A 19,816-nucleotide genomic window follows, 5' to 3' on the forward strand; every position below is an offset into this window, starting at 1 on the left:
ACTGCTCGCTTTCGCCGCTGTCATCGATTGGATGCAGCCGCTCAAGAGGTTTTAAAACACTGCCTAGACTCCAACGCCTGGATTCGGAGGAACTCGCGCTCGGCATCGCATTGGGCGAGGTCGGCGGCGCGTTGGTAGGCGGCGCGGGCTTCGGCGGGTTGGCCGAGCTTGGCGATGAAGCTGGCACGGATGGCGTGGTAAAGGTGCTGCGCTTCGAGCGAATGGCGGTTCGGGATGCTTTCGAGCGCTTTCAAGGCCTCTTGCGGACCACGCACGCGGGCGAGAGCCACGCTACGGTTCATGGCGACGATGGGCGTTGGCTTGAGGAGCAGGAGTTGGTCGTAAAGGCTCAGGATGCGCGTCCAGTCGGTGCTGGCTTCATCAGGCGCGAGGCAGTGGCAGGCGGCGATGCCTGCCTCGACGTGATACGAGCTGATAATTTCGCCGGTCGAGGCCGCGCCGAGGGCGAGGATGCCTTCTTCGATGAGACGCGCATCCCACTGGCTGCGATCCTGATGATGCAGACGCACGATTTCACCGGCGACATTCACGCGAGCACGCAAACGGGCCGCGTTGAGACACATGAGGGCGAGCAGAGCCTTCGTGGACGGTTGTGAGGTTGTCGCATGCTCGGCAAGGAGGCGCGTGAGGCGGATGGCTTCGTGACAAAGATCCTCGCGGATGAGTCGGTCGCCGGAGGAGGCTTTGTAGCCTTCGTTGAACAGCAGATAGAGCGCGGCGAGCACGCCATCGAGCCGCTGCGGCAGCTCGCTGGCATCGGGGACGGCAAAGGGCAGGCGTAGATCGCGGATGAGCTGGCGGGCGCGGACGAGTCGTTTGGCGATGGCGGCCTCGCTGGTGAGGAAGGCCGCGCCGATCTCCGCAGGGCTCATGCCGCACACGGTGCGCAGGGCGAGCGCGAGCTGCGCCTCGATGGAGAGCTGCGGATGAAAGCAGACAAAGAGCATGCGCAAAGTGTCATCGGCGAGGTGAGGCTCGTCCGCAGGATCGGCGCGCGTGAGCCAGCGCTCCTGCTCGGCGGTGATCTGCGCTTCCTTGCGATGCCAGGTCTGCTCGCGGCGCAAGGCATCGAGCGCCAGATTTTTTGCGGCCTGGGCGAGCCACGCGGCGGGATTGTCCGGGATGCCGCGATAAGGCCAGGTTTGCAGCGCACGCACCAGCGCCTCCTGCACGGCATCCTCGGCGAGTTGCAGCCGATGCGTGCCGAGATGTGCCGCGAGCGACGCCACGAGTCGCGCCCCTTCGCGGCGGAAGAGATCATCCGCCACCAGGCTGGGGCTGCGCTCGGTGGGCTGGCTCATGCTTCAGCAGGCGGACCGCCTTCGACAAGCATGGCGAGATGCAGCAGCGAGTCCTGCCAGCCGAGGTAGCACATCTCGGCCGGGATCACCTCGGGCACGCCGGCCTGTGTGATGTGGAGCTCGGTACCGCAGGAGACGGCTTTCAGCTTCACCGTCACTTCGATCTGGCCGGGCAAATTGGGATCGTCGAAGACGTCGGTGTAGCGGAGCAGTTCGTTCGGCACGAGTTCGAGGTATTCGCCGCCGAAGGAATGGCTGTGGCCGTTGTTGAACTGCGTGAAAGCCATCTTGAAGGTGCCGCCGACTTTGGCGTCGAGGTGGAATACTTTGCACAGGTATCCATTCGGCGGCAGCCAGCGACAAAGAGCGTCGGGATCGAGGAAGGCTTTGTAAACGAGCTCAGGCTTCGCCTTGAGCACGCGATGAAGAGTGATGGTGTGGGTGTTCATGATGAAGGCTGGCTATTTTCACAGAGGGCTTTCAGAAGCTGGAGCGCCCGCGGCCACATTTCCTGAAACATCGCCTCGTAGGGCTCGGGGCTGTCCATGTCCACGAGCAGCTCGGTGCCGCCTGGGACATCACGGAAGGTGTAGTTCTCGAAGGCGGGATCAGTGACCGGTTCTTCCTTGTCTTTCGTGAAGCAGTCGAGGTGGCGGATGGAGATGCGCTGGAGGTGGACGTTCTCCGCGATGACCGCTCTCATGCCTTCGCCACTGGGGCCGAGAAAGCGGATGGCCGCGCCCTCCTCCCATGAGCCCTCATAGTAGGAGCCTTCACAGAAGGCGGCGGTCCACTGCCGGTAGGTTTCCAGTGACAGCATGGTGTCCCAGACCACCTGGCGGGGAGCCTCGATCCTGATGGTGAAGTGGAGTGTCTTCATGGCTACTTCATTGAGTGCAGGCCGATCATGTTGCCCTCCGTGTCGAGGAGGATGGCGATGAAGCCGTAGGGTGCGATCTAGAACTTCTCCTTGAAAACCCGCCCGCCAGCGCTTGCGACGCGGGAGGCCACGACGCCGCAATCCTCGCAGGAGAAGTAGATGAGCGTGCCGCCGGCACCCGGCCTGAAGCCTTCCATCTTGCAAAGTGTGCCGCCGCATCCCGGGGCCTGGTTTTCCATGTCTGACGGAAACTTCAGCATCTCAAAGCCGCCCGCCATGTGATCGGGCACGGGCATGGGCTGCATCTGGATGTTCAGCACGGTTTCGTAAAAGGCGCGGGCACGGGCCAAGTCGGAAACGTAGATCTCGAACCAGCCGACGGGATTGCGTTTGGATGTCATGTTGGGCTTTGGGTGAGGGGTGGAGCCATGAGTTCAAGCCGATGCGCCTGGATTCAGCCACATGGGTTCCCAGGTGTTGCCGTCAAGATCCTCAAAGGCGTGATAATAGACGAAACCGTGGTCCTGGCTGGGGCGCGGCGTGGCACCCCCGTTTGCCACGGCGGCCGCGGCGAGACGATCCACCTTGGCACGGCTTTCCACCTGGATGGCCATCAGCACCTGCACCGAGGAGCGTGGATCGCAGATGTCCTTCGTGGTGAAGCGCCGCAGGCTCTCATGCGTGTGCAGCATGGCGTGCAGTCCGTCGCCCATCACCACGCAGGCGGCTTGGTCGTCGGTGTAGCCGGCGTTGATGCTGAAGCCGAGTGCTTCATAGAAGGCCTTGGCTTTGGAAAGGTCGGCGACAGGCAGGTTGAGGAAGATCTGACGGCTCATGGGGGTGCTTGTGCGGCGTTTCGGGACGGAGATCAGGATTGCATCGCATTTACATCCGCCATTGGGCGGCAGAGATTGGCGATGGGGCGCACTTCGATTTGGGCGCCGTGGGCGAGGATGGGGCAGGCTTGGGCGAGCTTCACGGCTTCGTCGGTGGAAGCCACGCTGAGCAGGAAGTAGCCCGCGATGGCCTCTTTTGACTCGGCGAAGACGCCATCGGTGACGAGGCTTTGCGCACCACTGATGAGTTTCCCCTCCTCCATCAGCGGCTGGGCGCCACGGAGGATGCCCTTGCTTTGCAGGCCCTCCACCCAGCCGTAGAAGTCCGTCATGATGCGCTGCAGCTCGGCGGGCGAGAGGCCGCTGTTCCAATGAGTGCCACGGATGAGCAGCAGGTGTTCGCCAGTGGCGGTTTGGGGGTTGGTTTCGTTCATGGAAGTTGGAGTTTCGGCTTCAGCCGGCGGTTTGGGAGAATTCGGGACGTCATTGATCGCCTGAAGCCTGGAGTCCAACGCATGGACCCGGTGATCAGGGGGATGTGGAAGCGAGGTCGGTGTTTGTCAGCTTTCCGGATCGAAATGGAACTCGCGGAGTTCCTGCGAGCAGCGGCAGGCGCGGGCGAGCTTGGCCGCCCAGACGACAGCGGACTCGCGGGAAGGCAGTTCCAGCACACAAAAGCCTCCGGTGAGCTCCCGGGTCTGCGGGTAGCCTTCGTTTCGGACGCTTCCGTCCGCGGCGACCATCTGCGGAGCGAGGTCCGCATTGAATCCTCCGCCGAAAACATACACACCGGCGGCCTTCGCCTCGCGGATGACTTCGTGCGACGCTTCGCTGACCGCTGGCACTTCCCCGGCAGGCACATTGAAGGCCGGCGCTGGGAATGAGATGAGGTATTTCATTCTTCCGGTGTTTCGTTTGTGTGGCGGTAGGCGGAGCCGCGCTCGGATTCGAGCGGGCGGATTTCATAGCGAATGCCATGCGCCAGGACGGAACTCTCCGAAGCAATCGCCGCAGCGGAAGCGAGACTCTCTGCGACGATGATCCAGTAGCCGCCGATGACTTCTTTCCCCTCTGCGAAGGGTCCATCGGTGCGAATGCCATCACGAGTCACAAGCGCCGCATCCATCGTGAGACGCGAGCCGGGCTTGAAGACGCCTTTGGCGAGATTCGCCTCATACCAGGCGTAAAACTGGCCGATGGCGGCCTCGATGTCTTCTTTCGCGGATGCCGGGTCCCATTTGCCTCGCGAGAGCAGCAGAAACTGATTTTGTTCGGGGTTCATGGTTGATGTCGCAGTATTTTTTCCATGGCTCTTCCTTTGGCCAGTTCATCAATGAGCTTGTCGAGGTAGCGCAGCTCACGCATCAGCGGGTCCGCGATGTCCTCCACTCTCACGCCGCAGACGACGCCCGTGATCAAAGAGCGCATCGGGTTCATCCGCGGGGCTTTGACAAGGAAGGTCTCGAAGTCGCTCTGCGCGGCCAGCACGGCTTCAAGCTCCTGCTGGCTGTAGCCGGTGAGCCAGCCAATGATGGTGTCCACCTCCGCCTTCGTCCGCCCTTTTCTCTCCGCCTTCGCGACATAAAGCGGATACACGCTCGCGAAGCTCGTGGAGAAGATGCGGTGCTTTGCGCCTGCGGTGGCGGAAGGCGTGTCAGATGTCCTTTTCATGGCTTCACTTCGGCGCAGTGACGAGCGTCGCCATGTCGGCGAGTCCCTTTTCAAACTCCGGGCCGCACATGGACTCGCAGTCCATCACGAGGCTGATCATCCTGGCCAGCAGGCCTTCGTTCCTGCCATACATGGCCCAGGTGACGGTCGTTTTGCCATCGTCCGATTTGAAGAGGTAATCGACGGTGCTGACGCCCTCCATCGGCTCCAGCCAGTCCATGCGCAGACGGATGAGCTCGTTCGGTTTGCTCTCGGTGATGGTGGCCTTGCCCTTGCCGGTCTTGCCGCCCTCCCAAGTTGAAGCCGCACCGATACCCGTTTCCGGCCCGAGGTATTCGACCTTCGCGCCCGGGTCCATTTTCAGCCAGGGATTGAACTCGTTGAACTTCTTGTGGCTGTTGAACCACACGAACACCGCCTCCGGTGGCGCGGTGACGGTGATGCTGCGCTCCACTCGGAAATCGGGCGATTTCAGCAACGCTGCGGCGATGAAGCCGCCGACGAGCACGGCGAGGATGATGAGGATCTTCTTGAACACGGTGGTGATGTGGTTGGTGAGTTGGAGTCCAGGCTTTAGCCGATGGTTTGGGATGATTCGAAAGGTCGAAGAGCTCGGCTAAAGCCTGCACTCCAACCTCCGCGGCGAATTACTTCCGCGTGAAGATCACCGGCGGGCCGCAGGGGGCGCTTTTGCCGTCTTTCCAGGAGACGCCTTCGAGCTTGAAGTGGTTCGCGTCGAGGAAGGTGTAGGTGGCACCGTGCATGTGCATGTCTTTGGCCGTGTTCAGACCGGGCGTCGGCGCGAGATCAAAGGTGAGCGAGTTGGCGGTCTGCTTCACCAGCTTCATGCGCGGCTGGTTTCGCAGCATGCAGTAGTGCGTCATGGTGAGCTTGCCGTTCACATCGTGATACACGCTCAGCATCTCCATCGGCGTGCCTCCGGCAAAAGTCTCCTGAATCACCGAGTCACCCGCGATGAGCCGGAACTCGGTGTTCATCGTGCCCATCTCGGGCGATTCGCCCGACCACTTGCCGACGAGCGATTTCATGCGCTCAAAGGCTGCGGAGCCCTTGTAGGGCGGCATGTCGGCGCAGGCTGCGTGTTTGTCTTGGCCTGTCTGGCACGAGGTGAGCGCCGCACAGGCGGCGAGGGCAAGGAGGAGCGCGTGTTTGATCATTGGAGTGAGGGATGTGTGATTTCGGAGCCAAGGGGCCACCGGTCACATCATCGACGAACACGCAGCCCCGGCGAGGACATAAAAAGTGAAAATACTTTCGTCCTCTGCGTCCGGCCAACAGCCGCGCACCATCTGAATCCAGAGGACCACGGCCTCCAATAGGCTCACGGAGTCCCGAAAACCACCTTCCCACCCACAACGGTCATGGCGGGCCGGATGTCTTTGATCTCGTCGGCGTTCACAGTGAGGTAGTCGCGGTCGAGGACGAGGAAGTCCGCCAGCTTGCCGGGTTCGAGGCTGCCGAGGTCTTTTTCTTTGAAGAGCAGATGCGCATTGGATCGCGTGTGGGCGATGAGGGCCTGCTCGCGCGTCACGGGTTGCTGGATGGCGACGCGATCCGGGAAGATTTTGCCGGAGACGGCCCACCAGAGCGTGGTGAAGGGATTGATGGGTGCCACGACGCCGCCATCGCTGCCGAGGCCCCACACGATGCCGCTGTCTTGGATGGCTTTGAGCGGCGGTGAGTCGCCATCGCGGCCAGCGGGCTTGGCGGTTTTGTTGTGAATGGCGAGCGTGAGGCCGAGCTGCTTCGCGCGGGCGATGCTGGCGGGCTTGATGGTGTCACAATGCGCGAGCGTCCAACGTGCCACGCTGCCTTTGGCGGCCACGCGTTCGAAAACATCCATGTAGGCGGTGATGGTGCTGTCCTGCATGGCGTGATCATGAATGTGCCAGCCACCAGCGGCTGCCGCAGCGGCGATTTTTTCAAACGGCGCGAGGGCCTCGGCGCTGTAGCGTGTGAGGCGCATGGTGCTGTCGTGAATGGGGCCGTAGGTGTGCTCGCCGATGCCGACGAGGCCGCTCCACGCGTCGTTTTGCAGCGGCTTCGAGCGTTGGATGAGTGAAACGGCCTCATCCGCCTGCGCGGGATCATTCGCGCTGTAGCGGAGCGTGTGAAAGACACGCAGCGTGGCCTGATTTTGTGCGGCGAGCTTGCCGCAGAGCTCAATGGGGCCGTCGGTATCGCGTCCGACATCATAGACCGTGGTCAAACCCATGCCATTGAGCACAGCGCTGAAGTCGCGGATGTTTTGCAGCGCTTCGTTTTCAGAAGGCTCGGGCAAAAAGCGGTCGAGAGCGCTGTTGATGATGCCGCGAGCACCGGAATCGCCTCCGCCGCCTCCGCCCTTTTTAATGCCGCCCTTCCCTTTGCCTTTGAAGCCACTGTTTTGGCCTCCCGGGCTTCCAAGAGCCGAATCAGCCAAAGTGTTCGTGTAGGCGGCCATGTAGCTCTTTTGGATCAAGACGGGATTTTTCGGCGCGGCGGCATCCAGCTCGCTTTTCGTGAATCCACCGGGCTGATCGGCGAATTGATCTTCACTCCAGCCACCGAGCACAAAGACCCACTGGCCCTCCGGCGAGGCTTTGGCCTTCGCAGCGATGACTTCGAGCGCTTTGGCACGGCTGGTGATGCCGTCGATGCGCGTCTGCTGCTTCCAGCGCATCGCATCGCGGAGGAAGTGCAGATGATTGTCGATGAGGCCGGGAATGACTGTGCGGCCTTTCAGATCGACGAGCTTCGTCTGCGGTCCGGCGAGCGGTTTGAGCTTCGCGATGTCATCCGCCGCGAGAATGCGGTCCCCTTTCACCGCGAGACCGCTGACGATGCGGAATCCAGCGTCCACGGTGACGATTCTGGCGTTGTGGTAGATCGTGTCCGCTGTCTGCGCGGACAACGCGGAGGCGATGGCGAGGAGGAAGAGCGCTTTCATCGCGATCATGATCCCGAACGAACCTTTCGTGAGGATGACGGGAGATCAATTCACCGTGAAACCATTCGTGATCGTGCGCGTGACGCCGCCATTGTAGGTGACGATGACGTTGCGGGCTCCAGTCGTGGCACCGGCGGCGATGACGAAGTTCGCGGTGATGAGCGTCTGGCTGTAGCGCACGATGCTGTTGACGGTCACTCCCGTGCCGCTGCCGAAGGTGATGCTGCTCACGCCGACATTCGCAGGCGGGAGCGGCGTGGGCAGTTGGATGACAACTGCTACCGTGGTGCCGCGGCCGCCAGCGCCGGGCGTCACGGTGTTGTCACCGCCGCCGACGGGCGCGGTGCTGGTGAAATAGGTGCCGGCGATGCCATTCCGGTCATACGTGGCGAGTGCGGTGCGCGTGGTTTGGTAAAACCGGCGCGGATTGGCGGTCGCGGCAGCGGTTTCGGTGGCGCTGACAAGGTCAGCCCCGCTGGCCGTGACGTTCGGCGTCAAAGCGGTCCACGTGGTGAGATCCGGGCTGGCCTGGATTTGGTAGATTCCGCCTTCCACACCACTCCAGGTGAGGGTGACGTTGCCCGAGTTGATGCCGAGCGTGTGATCCTGGTCGGGTTTCAGCGGTCCTGCGAGGACGGCGGTGCTCACGGGCTCGCTGATCGTCGTCACCGCGCCTCCGATGGGATCGCCGTAGAACTGGCGGCCTGTGGTGTAAGGGAACACTGGCGTGCCATCGGCCTGGATCGGCGTGAAGTAGGCCCAGGTGCCGCCGGGAAACTCCGGCGTGACGCAGAACCGGACGTTCTGCTCATTGAGATCAAAGTGCGTGCCCAGGGTCTGCCCGAGATCGCCGAGATACTCATAGTCCTCGATGTAATGACCGAGCAGAAAGTTCGCACCGACCGCGGGGCCGTATTGATTGGCAGCCAGCGCGGCAGTGCGATTCTGCACACGAGCGGCCCAGGCAGGCAAAACCTGCCGGACGGTGATGGCCGCCGTGCCATTGCTGCCATCACGCAGGGCAAAGCCGCTGATCATGCGCCGCACGCCGCTGCCCGCGTCCATCGCCGTGGAGTAGCCATACGGCCCGTAAACTGGCAGCCCGTCCTGTGCCCACGCGACGATGGGTGAGTGCTTCGTCACCGGCGCGGTGTTTTCGGTGTACAAATTCGTCGTGGGATTGAAGTCCACATGATCACCGAGTTGATAGCGCAGCGCGATGGGCTGCGCGTGGTAGTGATAATTGCTCCCCGCTTGATGCGCATAGGCCGGATCAAAGGTCACGCTCTCATTGTGGTAAGCGTCGCGGTTCCAGATGCCGTCACCGGTGAAGCTGCCGCCCGGCGTGGCGTCCGCCGCGTTCGCGGTGGAGTAGGAAAAGGCATCGCGGCAGTCAAACAAGCTCACGCCGTTCACCATGCGGCCCGTGGCACCGAGACCGGTGTTCACCTTCGTCGTGGGAATGACCGGCGTGCGCGGAAATCGCCACTTCACGGCCTGATTCGCCGGATAATTCGGGAACAGGTTCGTCTTCGCCGCATTCAGATACCACGGACCCATGATGTGACTCGCGAGGCCGGTGCTGTGCACGTAAACCCAGCTCGTGCTGTAATCGACCTGATGCACGTCTGAGTAGGCCGGCGTGGCCTGCGTGCCCTGGCCGCGTGTCCACGTGGTGGCGGTCGTGTTGGAGTTCAAATCGGCCAGCGTGGGAAAAATGCGCGCATACTGGCCGCTGTTCGCGGTCTGCCAGGAGCTGATGAGCGGCTCATCCAACGCACCGCTGGCGGAATAGGACGCCGATTGCAGCTTCAGTGCCGCGTAGGCGGTCTGCTGCGCGTTCGTGACGTTCGTGCCGAGCAGGTTGGTGCCTTGATTGGCATCCGTGGGGACATGAAACAGCTCCTCGTGGCCGTCATCGAACTGCAGGAGCGTGTAACCCGCCGCATCCGTGATCACGCGACCGCTCACGCTCGTGGCGAGCTCGGCGCTGAACATCTGGCTCATCACCATGCGCCTGCTTTCGCTGCTGTTTTGCAAAATGGGCGTCAGGCTGCGTGAATCGAGCGCATTCGTCGCAGGCTGTGTCGCGGCCACGCTGATGCCCGCGAGCTCCAGAATGGTGCTGTAAAGGTCCACCGCATGCACCGGCACGCTGCTGTCGCGGTTCGGGCTGACCACCGACGGCCCGGCGATGATCAGCGGCACCCGCGTGCCGCCCTGGTAGATCGTTTCCTTTGAGTGCGCGGCGTTGTAGGGCGCCTGGATGACGTTGGAAGGCGTGCCGTTGTCACCGATGAAGATGACATGCGTGTCCGTGAGGTTCACCACGGCCAAAATGCGGCCGACCTCGGTGTCGAAGGCTTCGCACATGGCCTCATACATGCCGCGGTTCGTCGCTGGCGTGCCATAGCTGTGCAAATTCGCCGGCGGCACATGCAGAGGCGCATGCGGCGCGTTGAAGGCCGCCCAGGCGAACCACGGCGTTCCGGAAGGCTGCGCCTGGATGAAGGCGATCACGTCATTCGCCGTGTCCGTCGTCGCATAGGTCGTGGTGGCTGCGCTGACGTTGTTGGTGATCTTCGTCCATGCCGAGTAATCCGGCAGCGCCCCGATGATCGTGCCCGCAAAGTGCGGCCAGCCGCCGACGGTGCGCGGCGTGTCATTCGTGCCCGCGCCGGAGTTCAGGTGCCATTTGCCAAACATCGCCAGCGAGTAGCCGAGGCCCGGATTCGCCGCAAAGGCCTCCGGCAGCGTGAACTCGCTCGTTGATAGCTGCGGACTCGTGGCGCCGGTGAGTTGCGCCCCGATTCCCGTGCGAAACGGATGCCGCCCGGTGAGCATCGTGGCCCGCGTGGGCGAGCAGGTGGGCTGCGCATGCGCGTTTGTGAACAGCACGCCGCTGTTTTTCAGCGCGGTGAGGTTCGGCATCGGTGCCTGCGTTCCGCCCGTGGCCGTGAGAGGAAAACTGTCCGCGCCAAGGTCATCCGCGATGATGACGAGGATGTTCGACGGCTGTGCGAGCACGGCGCAGGTGGTCAGAAGCAGGCAAAACAGCGATTTCATGCCGCGAAAGTGCCGGAGGCTACCTGACGGCAGGATGACAGTCTGTAAAAAACTGCCGGCCTATGGCATCACCGCACGCAGACGGTAAAAGCCGCGCCCAGGAGCTGCGGAGTGCTGAACGGTGACGGTGCGGACGGCACCGGAGCCCTCGATGATGGTGGCGGGGCCCGTGGGCGGGTTTCCATCCACGGAAGTGGCCAGAGGCGTCCAGGTGATGAAGTCGGTCGTGCTTTCAACGATGAGCGTGATGCCACGGGCGGCGCTGTTGCGGGTGAAGGTGAGTTCCGCGGTGTCTCCGGACAGTTGCAGCGTGAGGGGCGCCAGCAGCCCGCCGCCGAGGGCGAACTCGACGAGATTCGGCAAGCCGTCGCCGTTGGCGTCTCCGCCTGGAAGCGTGAGCGTGGGGCTCACCAACTGCGAAGGCGTCAAATGGGCAGCGAGCCAGTCGTCGAACGTTTCACCCGGCTGATGCGCCGCGTTCACACTGTCACCCAGTTGCGTTGCCAAGGCGGTGCCGGCGAGCATGACCGGCGCTCCGCCCTGGCCGGTGACGGGCAGGCCTTGCAGCGCGGCCGGCGTGATGGCGGCAACGGGTCTGCGGAGGCGGAGATAATCGGCATCGGCGACGAGATCGGGATTCCCACCGATGTTCACGGTGCGGTTGTGATGAAACGGATCCTGCGCTGACGCGGTGGGCCAGTCCGTGTAGGTGGTGATGCCGACCTGGAGCGTGGCGGGCATGTCGTTGCGCGTGAAGCGGTTCTCGATGATCCACTGGCCGCCCTCGCCATGGCGGCGCAGGACGACGAAGACATTGCCGGAGCGCACCACCTGGAGCGTGACGAGGTCCGTGTCCGCCGGGATGCCGGCCTGCGTCGCATAGAGCGTGGAGACGCCGTTGATCGTGGTCTTCACCTCGTTGTACCACGTGTTGGGCACGTTGCCCCACGCGGCCGCGTCGGCGTAGCCGTAGGAGAGGAAGATGTAGTTCTCCGAATTCGGTGTCCATGGCGTGGTGTAGCCGCTGGGCGGCCAGGGCAGCACCACGCCGGAGCCCGGATCGGGATTCGGCGCGGCATGGGTGAAACCACGCGGCGTGCGCACCATGATGCCGCCGAGGCTGTAGAGCGCCGCAGGTCTTCCAGGCAGGCCGCCACGACGCGCGGCGTGCATGCGCATCGTCGCCACGAAGTCGCCGGTCACCTGCTTGAAGGCATACGCGCCGGTGTAAGGCTGGTACCAACTGCTGGCATACGGCACGAGCCGCATGTGGCCGCTGCGACTGGTGTCGATGTCCCACACCTCCAGCTTGTCCGCGCCAGTCCAGCCTTCGACGATGTAATTGCGCTGCCAGTCCGCGAGCGTGGCCGCGTCTTCAAATTCATCGGACAGCGGCGCGAGATCGTCATCCACCGGCGGCGCATAGGTGATGGCGGCGAGGTTGGACGCGTTGTTCGGCTCACCATCGCTCACGGCAGTGACGCTGGCGGCGGGGAGTTGCGCGGAAACGACACCTGCCGCGTATCCGGCGATGCGCAGCCGATACTGCGTGCCTTCCACGAGCGTGAAAAGCGCCGCATGCGTGCCGTTGTGCGTGAAATCATCGGCTGCGAGACCCGCGACCGGCTCGGAGAAGGCCACATCGAACTCCGCATAAGGCCGCGCCCCGTTGGCCTGCTGTCCGGGTGCCAGCGCGATGTTCACCGTGGGACCGACGGGCGGCGCGTAAAGCTGCGCCACTTCGCCTTGCGACAAAGCACGGCGGTAGATGCGGAAGTCATCGAGCTGGCCGGCCCACCCGTTCCACCCGGCGCTCATGCCGCCGATGCGCAGGGGCGCGGGCACGGTGCCGCCGGCTCCCGTGTCGGACTGGGTGAACTGCGTGCCGTCGTCGAAGTAAAGCCGCGTGCGCCAGGTGCCCGCGTCGTTGTAGTTCACCAGCGTCACCAGATGCCACTGGCCGTCGTTCACCGGTGGTGCTCCGTTCAACGTGCCGCCGTATTGGTTGCCGTGGATGCCTTGCAGCAGGTTCGGTGGATTCACGGTCCACAGGCGGAGCTGCACGCGGTAGGGATCGCCGCCGTCCTTGCCGACGATGATGTGGTAGGAGCTCACGGCCGTGGTGCGCACCCAGCTTGAGATGGTGTACTCATCGCCTCGCGGATCGAAGTCGAGGTCGGCCTGGTTCGCGGGCAGGAAGTTGTTGAGGCCCGCGTCGGCGGCTGCGGGGCCGTAAGCGCCGCCAAAGCGCCCGCCCGGCACCCAGTGCGCGTTGTTCACCGTGGTCGCGTGGTTGTTGCCGCCGGCGGCGCTGTCCCAGACCTGCGTGCCGCCGCCTTCATCGAAGGTGTAGTGCAGCACCAGATCAGGATCGTTCACAAAACCGCCCACAGGCTGCACATCGAGCTGCACATCGCTCGTGGCGCTGCCGGAGCTGTCACTCACCTGCACGGTGAAAATGGCGCGCGCAGGCGAGTTCACGGTGCCGCTGAGCACCCCGCCGCTGCTGAGGCTGATGCCCAGAGGCAGAACGCCCGCCGTGACACTCCAGGTGCGCGTGCCGACGCCGCCGGCAGCCTGCAAAGCGGTGTTGTAAGCCACGCCCGCCGTTGCCAGAGGCAGCGAGGTCGTGACCACGCTGAGCGTTTCGTTCACCGTGACCTGCGCCGGCGTCGTGGTGATGCTTCCCTGCGTGTTGGTCACCTCCACGGTGTAGCTCCCGGCATCCGCGGGCGTCACACTTGCGATGTTCAGTTCCGGGCTGTTCGTGCCGACCACTGTCACCCCGCGCCGCCAGACAAAATCAAACGGTCCCGTGCCGCTCACGGCCACGACAAGGTGCAGCGCGTTCCCCGCGGCCAGCGTGATGTCCGCAGGCTCGCTGACAATGCCCGGCACCTGCGGTGAAGGCGCGCCCGGCGGCGGCAAAGCCAGGCCTGCGGCGTCACGCCCGTCGATCTGCCGCACGTAGGCCAGCAGATCGTCGCGGTCACCGCTCGCGAGGTTTTGCACCAGGCGATGCGGCTGCGCGATGGCAAGCTGCGAGGCATTCGCGACGAGAAGGCCGTTCAAGATCAGATCGCCGTTGCCGCGAAGCACTTCGATCGTGTTTCCCGTTCCCGCGTTCAGCGGCGCCTCGATCACCAGCCAGCGCCAGCCGCTGATCTGCCACGCGTTGTCCGGGAACTGCCGCTCCACCATGACCGTCTGCTGCGCCCCATTGATGCTCACGTGCGCGGTGCCGCCGCCGTATTGCCGCACATGACGCAGCGCGATCCGCGCCATGCCGCCCGTGCCGCCATCCACATTCGCGAAACGCACGCCGGATGCGCCGTCAGTGCCGCCGAGGAAGGCCGCGGAGCCGTTGAAGTAACCGCGATTGAATCCGCCGCCGCCTTGCGCGGGATCATCATTGATCGGGCCGGTGCCGCCGCCAAAAAACTCGCCCGATGCGCCTGGAAGCCACACACCGCCCGCGTAGGCGAACACATCGCCCAAGGTGGCCGCCTGGCCGTGATGCAGATACGCACGCGTGGCATGCAGGCCGTGCAGAGTCGGCGTGTCGATGCCGGTGAGCGTCTGCCCGAGCCGCGAACCGCTGAGCGCCGACTGCGTGCCGACATTGGTGAGCGTGCTGTTGGTGAAACCCGCGCCGCTGTGGCATGACGCGCAGTTTTGCGCGGCAAAAACGGCCTGCCCGGCCACGGCAGCCGCTGTGAGCGTGCCGTTCGCATTTCGGTTCGGACTGCGCGGCGTGTGCTCCGGCGTCAAAGAGGACACATAGGCCGCCAGAGCATCGAGATCGGCGCTGAGGCCGGTTTTTCCGCTCGCGGGTGATGGATGCCGCCCGGCGAACTGCTGTGGCGTGAGATTTAAAAAGCCCGTGCCGCCGAAGGGACCGCGGATGTCGTGCTCGAAGTCCTGAATCTCGTCAAAATTCCCGCTCCAGTGCACCGCGCCGTGGCCCAGGCCGCTGCGACCGCGCAGATCCGTCGTGCGGCGCAAACCTTCGCCGCGTCCGGTGAAGTCCCACACGCGTCCGTCGTGGCTGCCGTCGATGTGACACGTCGCGCAGGAGATGTAGCTGTCCGCGCTCATGCGCGGATCGGCGGCGTTGTAGAAGATGCGCTTCCCGGTCAAAACCGGTTCGCTGAGCAGTTCGGTGAGCACCGCTGACGTGGTGGCGACGAGTGGCAGCGAAGTTTGATTCTGCAGCAGCAGCGGCGCTGCATTCCTCACGGTCACGCTGCGGCCCATGAAGTCCTGGGTGAAGAGTCGGTTCGACACGCCATCGATCAAAACGCCCTGCGGTGCCAGCCCGGCGCCGATCTCCAGCGCGATGACCGCCGGCTGCGTGATCATGGAGCCAGCGACGATCTGCTCCGTCAGCGGCGCGAGGTTCAGCGCATCAACGCCCACGACGCGGTTGTTGCCCTGATGCGCGATGAGCAGCATGTCGCCCAGCGGCGTGTAAGTCACCGCGCTGGGGCTGTCGCTGTTGTCAAAATCACGGCGCGAGTGAGGGATCTCGGCGTTGCTGTTCAAATCGAGGAACGAAATGACCGCGCGCACCGTCGTCTCGTGCGTGAGATTGCCCACACCGAAGAAGGTGCCGCGCAAAGTGTTGTCCTGCTTGCTAACGATGGCCGCCCGCGTGCCGTCCGGCGAGATGGCGATGCCTGCGAGGTAATTCGGCACACCCGAAGCGCGGTCGCCACCATCCAGCGTGTTCGCCGAGCTGAGCGTGATGGTGCGCACCGCCGCCAGCGTGGCATTGAACTCCCGCACCTCCGCATGCAGCTCCGGCGAAATGAAACGCGTGACCAGCACACGCGTGCCGTCCGCGCTGATGGCGATGGCACGCGGCGTGTCCAGCCCCGTCACCGTCAGCGGCGCGTTCAAAGGAGCCGCCGCCGAGTAGCGATGCACCTGCCCGGAGCCGAACAGCGTGACATAAAGCAGCGTCCCATCCGGCGAAGGGGCGATGCCATGCGGCGCGGAGCCATAGGCCAGCGGAATCGTCGCGTGAGCGCTGCCATCGACGTTCAGCACGCGGATTTCATCGCTGTCGTGGCAGGTCACCCAGTAGCGGCCGTTCACATCGCGTGCGATGCCGCGCGGGTCGGCACCGACGGCATGTTCGCCCTCTTTCGCCCCGGTGGTCGCGTTGATCACCGTTACAGTGTTCGCGTCTGGATTCACGCTCCACACGCGTCGAGTGCCCGCGTCATCGCCCACGGCCAGCGTGCTGCTTTGCGTCGGGCGCGGGGATGCAGGCGGCGATGTGATGACCAGAAAACGCAGCGACCCGTTGACGATGCTGCCATGACCGTCCCGCACCTGCACCAGCACACGCGGGCGGCCTGCGCTCGTGTAGGTGTGGCTGGCGAAGTTGTCCGTGTCCCAGTCCGACCAGGTGCCGTCAAAGTTGAAGCGGTATTCCAGCAGCGGATCACCCGTGGCGGCCACGGTCACCGTCACCTGCTGGCCGGGCGCGGGTTGATACACATCCGCCGTCACACTGCTCAACACCGGCGGTGCGGCGGCATTGATCCCGCCGCCCGTGGCAAAGCGGAAGGAATACGGCTCGATGTAGTTCCCCGCCGCGTCGCGAAAGCCAACCTCCAGCGCCGGATTGCTCAGGAAATCCACCTGATAGGTCGTGTCCGCCGCCAGCCCGGCATCCGGCGTGAACGTGAGCACACCCGCGAAATCGTGGATGAGAAAGCCGGGCACGAAAGCTCCCAGCACATCCCCTTCCCCGACGGGACGCACGGTGAAGTCGATCCCATTGCGCGGACCGCCCGCGCGCGAGTGCTCATGCAGCAGGAAGCTCAGCGGCGCATGGCGCGGATAGTTCACACGGTTCGCCTGCGGGATGTGGTAGCTCACCTGTGGCGGTGCGGAATCCGGCTCCTGCTGATGCACCCACACGCCCAGGCCTTGATTCGTGCCCGGGATCGGATACCCGCCCGTAAGCCACAGATTGCCCAGCGGCAGCGACATCTGCGAGGTGTTCACGCCCACAATGGCCCCGCCTGGCAGCGCGGGCGCTCCAGGCGGACGCGGCGGATTCACTTCGTTCAAGGTCAGCACGATCGGATTCGCATCGCCCGCCAGGAAGCGTGTCATGTCGATCTTGCGGTTGTGGATGAAGCCGAAGTTGTCCTGATACACCGGGTAGGACGCATTGGTGAAGGCCGGCACCGTCAGGCTGGCGGCCACGCGCACGGAGCCGTCGCCCGCCGGATGCGCCGCCTGCGTGATGTCAGCGCCGATGAGGATGTCCGTCGTCGAGCCGATCACGTAAAGTCCCGTGCCATCGCTGAAGAGGTTCGGCCAGTAACCTTGAAAGCCACCGTCCAGCGAGCCGACAAAGTGCGGCGTGATGGAGCGGTTCGCGCGCACCGGATCGTCGAAGTTGTGATACTCCAGGCGATACACCACCACGCCATCGTGTCCCGCCACACCGCTGCGTGCCATGATCAGCAGATCTCCAAACAGCATCGGATGCCAGTCGCCGCCGCCAAACTGGCCCACATGATCCAGGCTGGCCACCGTGTTGAAGGCCACCAGCCCGGAGCCTCCCAGGTAGGCCTGGCGGATGTCGATGTTCGCGTCCGGTGAATTGTACCACAGCGCGTTCACCTCCCACGGTCCTGCCATGCTGCCGCGGTCATAGCCGATGGGCACCTGGCTGAGCTGCGGGATGCCATTCGTGCCGCCGCGCTCCACGACACCCCCAAAGCCCTGCACCCGCATCACCTGCGGCAGCAGCAGGGAGCCCCACTGCATCGTGCCATGCGCATGCACGCCCACATTGCCGAAGTGCCAGAAATCCCCCTCATACGCCAACCCGAAGTCCGAGGGGAAACGCCGCACCGGGTTCGCCGGATCGGCGATGTCATACACGCGCATCAGCCAGTCCGAGCCGTCCCGCGACCCCGGCTGCTCCGCGCCCACGATGACCCAGCCGTTGAGATAATTGATCGAAGTCGTGCGCCCGATGGGTTCCGAGCCGTTCGTCACCGGATGTGAAAGCAGCGTCCCCGGTGCCTCCGGGCGGAAGGCGTTGTTGAAACCGGTCGTCGTCACCGGCTGCGCGAGTGCTCCTGCGGCAAGGGTCAGAAAGAGGAGTGTCTTGGAGAAAAGTGGGGGCATGGCTCCTGTTTCTTGGTCAAAGCTCGGAAGCGGTTACAGTCTGCCACAGAAAAATTTCCCGCCAATGTCTCAAACCGCCCCCGCCGCCTTCAAACCGACCCGCTGGAGCCTCGTGCTCCAGTCGCAGGGGCAGGATGAACGGGCGAAGCGGGCGCTGGAGGAGCTGTGCGCGGCGTATTGGTTCCCGCTGTATGCGTGGAGCCGCCGCTGCGGCGCCACGCCGGGCGATGCGGAGGATTACGTGCAGGGCTTTTTCGTGCAGGTGCTGCAAAAGCAGCTCTTCGCCGCCGCGAACCCCGAACTCGGCAAGCTGCGCACCTTCATGCTCACCGCGTTTCGCCGTCACGTGAATGACGAGCAGCGCAAAGAGAGCCGTCAAAAGCGCGGTGGCGGCCAGATCGTGAGCTTCGATGCCACGGAGGCCGAGGCCTGGTATGAAGTCGGGCAGATCGAAGGCGAGAGCGCCGATCACCTCTTTGATCGCCAATGGGCGCTCACCGTCCTCGATCTCGCGATGGCCAAACTCGAGCAACATGCCGCCGCGAAGGGCAAAACCGCCGAATTCGCCCTTCTGCGTCCCTTTTTGACCGGCGAGGCCGACGCGGCCGATTACGAAAAAGCCGGCCGCGAAGCCGGAATGAGTGCCAACACCTTCAAAGTGGCCGTGCATCGCCTGCGCGCCCGTTTTCGCGAGGCCCTGCGTCGCGAAGTGGCCGAAACACAGCCTGCCGACGCGAATGTGGACGAGGAGATGGGGTATCTCATCCGCGTGCTGAGGTGATGGATGCTGGATGGTTGGACGTGTCATCCGTAGCTCGCAGAGCGAAGGATGGACGTGTCATCCGTAGCTCACAGAGCGAAGGATGATGCTCGATGCTGGAACGGAGCGCGGACGCCCTCGTCCGCATCCGCGTCAAACGTCACACGCTGCTGTTCGCCCCCATCCGGAGTTCTTGAAACTTGAACCGCTGATTGGACGCCAATGATCTGGACCGATCCGAACGGGTCCAACCACTCAAATTCTGCTGTCACCCATTCTGCTGTCAGCATCCCCGAAGCAGCACCATGAGCAGGACACTCCATCTCTCATCCCCCATCCTCATCTCTCATCCCGCCCTCACTTCTGGAACACCACACGACCGTCGTTGGTCACCAGCAGCAGTTGACGTGGCGGCGGGCTGTAGCGGAAGACCCATATCGAGTCCGCGCTGTTCTTGTACACCACCGTCTGCGTCACGATCACCGTGCCATCGTTCATCACGTCGTGCCGTCCCTTCGCCAGCGGCACGTCCTTGCCCAGGCGCTTGCGCAGGTACTCCCGCGCCTCGTTCGCCACCTTCTCCTCCTCCGTCATCGCCGCCGCCGCCTCCTCAAAGCTCGCCTTCGGCAGACGCTTCAGCACCTGCACCGCAAAGAACAGCGCCGCGACCACGGCCACCACGAAAAAGCCGAATTTCATGCAGCCCAGTCTCAGTCAAAACCCCCGGTCGTCAAGCAGCGGGATGAGGGATGAGTTCGCGGTTCGCGGTTCGCGGTTCGCGGTTCGCAGTTTGCGGTTTGCGGTTTGCGGTTTGCGGTTTGCGGTTTGCCGTCGTCCTCGTCCTCCTACTCGTCCTCGCTCGGTTCGGCCGAAGGTAGGATGGGCATTCCTGTCCGTCCTTCAGGCAGTCGAATGGGGGCAGTAGAATGATCGGAACAAGTCTGCTGCTGTCTGTCGGCGTGATCTGGGAATGGCCGAAAGAGTTCCGGAGGTTTTGAACCACGGATCGCACACGGATGAGGCACGGATGAGGGATGACGGATGAGTTCGCGGTTCGCAGTTCTCGGTTGCCGTCGTCCTCGTCCTCCTACTCGAACTCGTCCTCGCTCGGTTCGGCCGAACGTAGGATGAGCATTCCTGTCCGTCCTTCAGGCAGTCGAATGGGGGCAG

15 protein-coding genes and 1 pseudogene are annotated in these 19,816 nt (G+C 63.7%); 1 reads left to right on the forward strand and 15 read right to left on the reverse strand.

Annotated features, from left to right (window positions below; all coding sequences use genetic code 11):
• Positions 1-41: 41 nt before the first annotated feature.
• The 14 genes and pseudogenes from IAE77_RS28305 to IAE77_RS28370 form a co-directional block, all read right to left on the reverse strand.
• On the reverse strand, positions 42-1,322 hold the full coding sequence (locus IAE77_RS28305) for a sigma-70 family RNA polymerase sigma factor (protein ID WP_294234384.1): 1,281 nt from the start codon (positions 1,320-1,322) through the stop codon (positions 42-44).
• Positions 1,319-1,771 (reverse strand): SRPBCC family protein, encoded by a 453-nt coding sequence (locus tag IAE77_RS28310; RefSeq protein WP_294234389.1) that lies wholly within the window; start codon positions 1,769-1,771, stop codon positions 1,319-1,321. Before IAE77_RS28310 ends, IAE77_RS28305 begins: the two co-directional genes overlap by 4 nt.
• Complete coding sequence (locus IAE77_RS28315; RefSeq protein WP_294234392.1) at positions 1,768-2,202, reverse strand: SRPBCC domain-containing protein; 435 nt, start codon at positions 2,200-2,202, stop codon at positions 1,768-1,770. Before IAE77_RS28315 ends, IAE77_RS28310 begins: the two co-directional genes overlap by 4 nt.
• A 2-nt stretch (positions 2,203-2,204) precedes the next feature.
• A pseudogene (locus IAE77_RS28320) lies at positions 2,205-2,603 on the reverse strand (VOC family protein).
• A gap of 33 nt (positions 2,604-2,636) precedes the next feature.
• Positions 2,637-3,038: a VOC family protein gene (locus IAE77_RS28325; protein ID WP_294234398.1), complete on the reverse strand. Its 402-nt coding sequence runs from the start codon at positions 3,036-3,038 to the stop codon at positions 2,637-2,639.
• A gap of 32 nt (positions 3,039-3,070) precedes the next feature.
• Entirely contained in the window at positions 3,071-3,472 is a 402-nt protein-coding gene (locus tag IAE77_RS28330; protein ID WP_294234401.1) for a YciI family protein, read from the reverse strand.
• A 126-nt stretch (positions 3,473-3,598) separates the two neighbouring features.
• A complete protein-coding gene (locus IAE77_RS28335; RefSeq protein WP_294234404.1) occupies positions 3,599-3,937 on the reverse strand; it encodes a YciI family protein in 339 nt (112 codons plus the stop codon).
• Entirely contained in the window at positions 3,934-4,320 is a 387-nt protein-coding gene (locus IAE77_RS28340) for a YciI family protein (protein WP_294234406.1), read from the reverse strand. Before IAE77_RS28340 ends, IAE77_RS28335 begins: the two co-directional genes overlap by 4 nt.
• Positions 4,317-4,709, reverse strand: a complete 393-nt coding sequence (locus IAE77_RS28345; RefSeq protein ID WP_294234409.1) for a DUF2200 domain-containing protein — start codon at positions 4,707-4,709, stop codon at positions 4,317-4,319. Before IAE77_RS28345 ends, IAE77_RS28340 begins: the two co-directional genes overlap by 4 nt.
• Before the next feature lie 4 nt (positions 4,710-4,713).
• Positions 4,714-5,247 (reverse strand): SRPBCC family protein, encoded by a 534-nt coding sequence (locus IAE77_RS28350; RefSeq protein WP_294234412.1) that lies wholly within the window; start codon positions 5,245-5,247, stop codon positions 4,714-4,716.
• A 109-nt stretch (positions 5,248-5,356) separates the two neighbouring features.
• Positions 5,357-5,887 carry a hypothetical protein gene (locus tag IAE77_RS28355; protein ID WP_294234414.1) on the reverse strand — a complete coding sequence of 177 codons (531 nt, stop codon included), beginning with the start codon at positions 5,885-5,887 and terminating at the stop codon, positions 5,357-5,359.
• A 164-nt stretch (positions 5,888-6,051) separates the two neighbouring features.
• Positions 6,052-7,668, reverse strand: coding sequence for an amidohydrolase family protein (locus IAE77_RS28360; RefSeq protein ID WP_294234416.1), 1,617 nt, complete (start codon positions 7,666-7,668; stop codon positions 6,052-6,054).
• A gap of 36 nt (positions 7,669-7,704) precedes the next feature.
• Positions 7,705-10,725 carry a sulfatase-like hydrolase/transferase gene (locus IAE77_RS28365; RefSeq protein ID WP_294234420.1) on the reverse strand — a complete coding sequence of 1,007 codons (3,021 nt, stop codon included), beginning with the start codon at positions 10,723-10,725 and terminating at the stop codon, positions 7,705-7,707.
• Between the two features lie 60 nt (positions 10,726-10,785).
• Positions 10,786-17,886 carry a LamG-like jellyroll fold domain-containing protein gene (locus IAE77_RS28370; RefSeq protein ID WP_294234425.1) on the reverse strand — a complete coding sequence of 2,367 codons (7,101 nt, stop codon included), beginning with the start codon at positions 17,884-17,886 and terminating at the stop codon, positions 10,786-10,788.
• 64 nt (positions 17,887-17,950) lie between these two features.
• On the opposite strand from IAE77_RS28370, the gene IAE77_RS28375 reads away from it, so the two are divergent.
• Positions 17,951-18,667, forward strand: coding sequence for an ECF-type sigma factor (locus IAE77_RS28375; RefSeq protein WP_294234428.1), 717 nt, complete (start codon positions 17,951-17,953; stop codon positions 18,665-18,667).
• Positions 18,668-19,003: 336 nt separating this feature from the next.
• On the opposite strand, the gene IAE77_RS28380 is transcribed toward IAE77_RS28375, so the two are convergent.
• Positions 19,004-19,345 carry a hypothetical protein gene (locus IAE77_RS28380; protein WP_294234431.1) on the reverse strand — a complete coding sequence of 114 codons (342 nt, stop codon included), beginning with the start codon at positions 19,343-19,345 and terminating at the stop codon, positions 19,004-19,006.
• Positions 19,346-19,816: the final 471 nt, after the last annotated feature.

It is taken from the genome of Prosthecobacter sp. (genome assembly GCF_014879935.1).
Taxonomy (GTDB): domain Bacteria; phylum Verrucomicrobiota; class Verrucomicrobiia; order Verrucomicrobiales; family Verrucomicrobiaceae; genus Prosthecobacter.

Bases quoted from the DNA above. Each gene is read 5' to 3' on its own strand.
- IAE77_RS28360 (WP_294234416.1), bottom strand. From the start codon at position 7,668: ATGATCGCGATGAAAGCGCTCTTCCTCCTCGCCATCGCCTCCGCGTTG.
- IAE77_RS28310 (WP_294234389.1), bottom strand. From the start codon at position 1,771: ATGAACACCCACACCATCACTCTTCATCGCGTGCTCAAGGCGAAGCCT.
- IAE77_RS28380 (WP_294234431.1), bottom strand. From the start codon at position 19,345: ATGAAATTCGGCTTTTTCGTGGTGGCCGTGGTCGCGGCGCTGTTCTTT.
- IAE77_RS28325 (WP_294234398.1), bottom strand. From the start codon at position 3,038: ATGAGCCGTCAGATCTTCCTCAACCTGCCTGTCGCCGACCTTTCCAAA.
- IAE77_RS28355 (WP_294234414.1), bottom strand. From the start codon at position 5,887: ATGATCAAACACGCGCTCCTCCTTGCCCTCGCCGCCTGTGCGGCGCTC.
- IAE77_RS28330 (WP_294234401.1), bottom strand. From the start codon at position 3,472: ATGAACGAAACCAACCCCCAAACCGCCACTGGCGAACACCTGCTGCTC.
- IAE77_RS28345 (WP_294234409.1), bottom strand. From the start codon at position 4,709: ATGAAAAGGACATCTGACACGCCTTCCGCCACCGCAGGCGCAAAGCAC.
- IAE77_RS28315 (WP_294234392.1), bottom strand. From the start codon at position 2,202: ATGAAGACACTCCACTTCACCATCAGGATCGAGGCTCCCCGCCAGGTG.
- IAE77_RS28340 (WP_294234406.1), bottom strand. From the start codon at position 4,320: ATGAACCCCGAACAAAATCAGTTTCTGCTGCTCTCGCGAGGCAAATGG.
- IAE77_RS28375 (WP_294234428.1), top strand. From the start codon at position 17,951: ATGTCTCAAACCGCCCCCGCCGCCTTCAAACCGACCCGCTGGAGCCTC.
- IAE77_RS28365 (WP_294234420.1), bottom strand. From the start codon at position 10,725: ATGAAATCGCTGTTTTGCCTGCTTCTGACCACCTGCGCCGTGCTCGCA.
- IAE77_RS28335 (WP_294234404.1), bottom strand. From the start codon at position 3,937: ATGAAATACCTCATCTCATTCCCAGCGCCGGCCTTCAATGTGCCTGCC.
- IAE77_RS28305 (WP_294234384.1), bottom strand. From the start codon at position 1,322: ATGAGCCAGCCCACCGAGCGCAGCCCCAGCCTGGTGGCGGATGATCTC.
- IAE77_RS28370 (WP_294234425.1), bottom strand. From the start codon at position 17,886: ATGCCCCCACTTTTCTCCAAGACACTCCTCTTTCTGACCCTTGCCGCA.